This window comes from Roseibium sp. RKSG952, assembly GCF_009711355.1.
This window is the reverse complement of the sequence record NZ_SMMF01000022.1, coordinates 1-208: the sequence shown is the minus strand read 5'-3', so window position 1 is coordinate 208 and position 208 is coordinate 1. Positions and strand designations below refer to the sequence as shown.

At 64.9% G+C, this 208-nt stretch carries 1 protein-coding gene; it reads left to right on the top strand.

The features are described 5' to 3' along the window. A partial coding sequence (locus E1297_RS48615; RefSeq protein ID WP_196223045.1) for a hypothetical protein occupies nucleotides 1–208 on the top strand: 208 nt, incomplete at both ends.

Genomic DNA, 208 nt, shown 5'->3' with positions numbered 1-208 from the left:
CCATGATGCCGAGACACAGTATCTCAACGGCGTCGTCGTCACTGACCGGCCTGCGCTGCTCCCCCCTGTCGGCGGCGTCTGGACCGGGCTTCCGGACTGCATGGTCTACATCGATGACGAGGAACCGGTGCATGTCACGGATGGCGCACTTGAGCTTGAGGGCGCTCCCGGCATGGCCGTGACAGTGCGGATCGAGCCGGTGTTTCCG